This window comes from Desulfatiglans sp. (assembly GCA_012513605.1).
In the GTDB taxonomy this organism is placed as follows: Bacteria; Desulfobacterota; DSM-4660; order Desulfatiglandales; family HGW-15; genus JAAZBV01.
This window is the reverse complement of the sequence record JAAZBV010000143.1, coordinates 1-4,500: the sequence shown is the minus strand read 5'-3', so window position 1 is coordinate 4,500 and position 4,500 is coordinate 1. Positions and strand designations below refer to the sequence as shown.

General features: G+C 40.0%; 2 protein-coding genes. Both read right to left on the bottom strand.

Annotation, left to right across the window (positions count from 1 at the left end):
• Positions 1 to 260: 260 nt before the first annotated feature.
• Complete coding sequence (locus tag GX654_19545) at positions 261 to 2,705, bottom strand: FtsX-like permease family protein (protein NLD39060.1); 2,445 nt, start codon at positions 2,703 to 2,705, stop codon at positions 261 to 263.
• 277 nt (positions 2,706 to 2,982) lie between these two features.
• On the bottom strand, positions 2,983 to 4,257 hold the full coding sequence (locus GX654_19540; GenBank protein ID NLD39059.1) for an HlyD family efflux transporter periplasmic adaptor subunit: 1,275 nt from the start codon (positions 4,255 to 4,257) through the stop codon (positions 2,983 to 2,985).
• Positions 4,258 to 4,500: the final 243 nt, after the last annotated feature.

The window sequence follows — 4,500 nt, the reverse complement described above, 5'->3', positions numbered from 1 at the left end:
TAATATTTGATATCCTCTTTCAGTGGATATTTTATATGGACAACAAAATATATTGTATGTACGATCAATCCTTAACATTAAAATTTATCCTGTCATTTCAATAGATTTTAGCTTGACGCCAATGCGCTTTCGCGGGAATGACGGTTAGGCATTTATGTTTTAGTCTGTCATTCCGGACTCGATCCGGAATCCAGTCTTTTCTTTTATGCCTTTCATTCATCATTGAACGTTCGATGTTGAATGTTGGAAGTTCGTCTTTTCTATTCATGTCGCAGCGCCTCCACCGGATTTGCCTGTGCTGTCTTCAATGACTGTAAAACAATAGTCATAAAAGCTACGCAGGCAGCCACTGCAGCAGCTATAAAAAACACCCATATAGCCTGATTTATACTTATCCTGTAGGCAAAATCAGCCAGCCATTCATCCATTGCATAATAGGCAATTAAAGATGCAATTAGGGAACCACCTAAAACAAGCAGTAAAATCCGGCTAGCCAGCATTAATATTATTTTCCAGGTAGAAGCGCCCAATACTTTTCTTATTCCGATTTCTTTTGTTCGCAGTTCTGTTGTAAAAGCAGCAAGACCAAACAGTCCTAGACAGGAAATGAATATACAGACACCTGCAAAGATACCTATCAGGCCCATAAGATTGGTTTCTGACAAATACATCTTATTCAGAGTATCATCAAGAAATTCAAATTCAAAAGGGTGTTCAGGATCAAATTCTTCAAACTTTGTTTTAATAAAATCCAGTGTCTGGGCGATCTCATTTCCTCTGATATTAATGTAGAGATAATAAATCATGGTTTCACGGGCCTGGTTTCCTACCTTGTCCTGCTCAACACCGGAAAACATCCTTAAAACAAAAGGCTGAATTTTACTTTTGAGGCTTTCGTGATGAAAATCCTTCACAACTCCAATTACTTTTGCGTCTGCTTCGCCATACTCAATACTTTTTCCAAGCGGCTGTTCCCACTTCATGTTTTTGGCAACTGTCTCACTGATAATGAATGAAATTTTTTTATCGGTTATTTGTTCCTTTGAAAAATCTCTTCCTGCTATGAGTTCCATTCCTATTACATCTACAAAATTCTGACTCACAGCCATAATATTAGCGGATAATGTTTTAGTGACATTGTCATTATTTTTTATGTTTAAATAAGCTATGGGAGTATTATTGATCTTATGGGTAGAAAAGGCCATTCCGAGCACATTGTGGTTATTTATCAACTCCTTTTTTACAGTTGGCATATTCTCTACCAGGTCAGCGCCCCGCAGGGTAACTATTAATCGATTCTCTTTATTAAAACCCAACGATTTACTGGAAACATATTGCATCTGTATAGCCATGAGCAGCGTACATGCAATAACAGAAACAGAAACAATGAATTGAACCAGTACAAGCAACTGGCGCAAAAATGAACTTCCTTTTCCTGTCTTATGCCGTCCTATAAGAACAGTTAAAGGTTTCATCGCCGAAAGATGAATGGCGGGATACAATCCCGATAACAAACCAAGGATGAGGCCAAAGGCAATTATGGATATTAACAGCAAAGGATCGCTGCTGAGATTCAACGATATATTTTTACCCATTAGCTGATTTAAGGGTATCAGCTTTAAAGCAACTTCAATCAGAACCAGGCCTAAAAATAGTGAGATAATTGAGAAAAACAGTGACTCCCCTACAAACTGGAACATAAGGCGTGATCTTCCGGAACCGAGAATCTTTTGTATTCCCACTTCTTTGGCCCTTTTTGCCGCCCTGGCTGTTGCCAGGTTCATATAATTAATGCAGGCAACCAGCAGGATAAAAACAGCAACTGCTAAAAAACCATAAACATAAATCCTGTTTCCGGCGGGCTCGTCATATAATAATCTGGAATTGAAATGAATGTCTTTCAGAGGCTGCAGCCAGCCGTTCCATGTTCCATTAAAGGTTTTTCCAATTTCTGCCATGTGCTTCTTAAAAAAGGCATCTGATATAGATTTGAAATCACGAATATTATAATCTTCGGACATTAATAAATAAGTATAGTCATTTGGATTCCATAATCCATTTTGACGGGCAGTAACAGTGTCATCTCCGGCAAATTCCTTATCGTTAAATGAAAAAAGTGCATCATACCTCAGGTGAGAGTTTTCCGGCAGATCGGCAAAAACTAGCGTAATTTTTCTTATCTTCCCATTACTTTCAATTGTTTTTCCTATGGGATTAGTATCTCCGAAATACATTCTGGAAAATGTTTCACTCACCGCCATAGAAGCAGGATCTACAAGGGCGGTCTTTGGATCGCCATAGATAATATTATGAGTAAAGGCATCAAATACATTGTCGCTGGCAACAAAAACAGTTCCCCAGAAATATGCCTTTTCTTCATGACGCATTAAAAGTTTAAAACCGGGAAACTTTCTAAATCTCACAAATCCTCTGACCTCAGGGTATTCTTCGGCAAGCATAGGGCCCAGGTACCGTGAGGTCACTGCTGTTCGGGTTGAGCTGCCATCAAACACATAATCACTTTCCACCCTGTAAATTTGTCTGTGATTTTTATGATGCTGGTCATATGTAAGTTCACTGCGAAGCCACATCCCCAGGATTAGACAACATGCAATGGCTATGGAAAGCCCTGCAATATTAATAATTGCATATACCTTTTCACGATAAAGTATGCGAAGTGTAATCTTTATGAAGCTTAGAAACATGGGAAACTCCTATATATAAATATGAACTTCCAATCCCGCTACAGCGGGAAACTTTCAACTTTCAACGTCCAATAATTTATTAAAGACTCTGGATTCCCCGGTCAAGCCGGGGAATGACGATTAGGCATTTATGTTTTAGTCTGTCATTCCGGACCTGATCCGGAATCCAGTCTTTGCCTTTATATTTTCCCTCGACCCCTCGAACCCTTGACTCCTTGAACCCTTTCTTTTATGCCTTTCATTCAAAGTTGGGCGTTCGATGTTGAATGTTGAACGTTCATTCTTTTAGTTTTACCGCATCCTCAAACACCAACTCATCCGCTTCCTTGAACGTATCATAACCTGACGTAATTACCATATCCCCTGCTTTTAATCCTTCTAAAACCTCAAAATACCGCGGGTTCTGGCGGCCAAGGCGAATATCCGCTCTATAGGCTGATCTCCCATCCCCGGATATCATGTATACCCAGCGGCCGCCTGTCTGCTGATAAAAACCTCCCTTATTAACCATAAGACTTTGCCCAGGTTCACCGAAGCTTAATTCCACTGTAAGGGTTTGTCCACGTTTGATGCCATCCGGGACTTCACCTGAAAAGGCCATATCTACTGTAAACAGATTATTTATTACTTCGGGATATATCTTTGTCACTTCTACCCCATAACTTTTATTATCAAGGGTAAACCTGCCTTTTACCCCTACTGTCACTTTCGAATTATAATACTGATCCACCCCTGCCCTGATCTTAAATTTATCAAGGATATCTATCTGGCCTATGCGCTGGCCAGGGATAATATTTTGCCCGATCTCAGCGCTAATGCTTGAAAGATACCCGGATATTGGGGCCTTTACATTCAGGCTTTCTATCTGTTTTGTAAGGAGATCAAGACTCAGGTTTATACGCTCTATGGCCTTTTTAGCCTGTGCCAGTTGTTCATCACCGATAAGATCCTCCTGTTTATTACGCTCTTTCTGAAACTCCATTTGTGCCTTTTTATATTCGAGCTGATCAGAAAGGGTCTCATAATCCTCTTCTGAGATACCTATTTTTTCCACATTCAGGACACTATAGCGTTTGTACTGCTTTTCCAGCTTAATGGTCTCATAGGTGAGGTTCAGCAGCGCTTCCTTTCTGGTAAGTTTATCCTTTGCAAGTTGAAGCTGGGTGTTTCGCTGCCGATCCAGGTTTTCAAGCAGGCTGTTCTCAGTGTTTATGAGATTCGTCTGAAGGGTTGTATTGGAAAACCGCAATATAAGGTCACCCTTTTGAATGGGTTTACCCCCCTCTACAAAAATCTCTTCTACACGGCCTCCCTGCTCCACATCAAGATATACTGAGGTTAAAGGGATTACTGTACCATCAAATGGATAATACTCCTGGAACTCCCCATACTTTACCTCTGACATGGTAATCCTGCTTGGATCAACCCTGAGCCTTGTTGTGCCTGATCGAGATATTACCTGAAAGCCCAGAAAAATGATAAGGAGGCATATCATGATAATCGGGATAACCTTTTTCAGGGGGAGCCACTTTTTTTCTATTTTTCGATCCAAAAATTTCTCCAAAAACTATTTCACCGCAAAGACGCCAAGAACGCTGAGTTTTTTTAACAACAAATAGCTTTTGAATTTCTTTGCGTTCTTCGCGTCTTAGCGGTTAATCTTTTTCTTTTTGCCTTTCATTCAAAGTTGGACGTTGAAGCTGTCGAAAAAGTACTAAAGGTATTGAAAAATTATTGAATGAACCGCTGGATATGATAAAGTGCAATCATCCTTCAACGATCTTTCCAGCGGAGC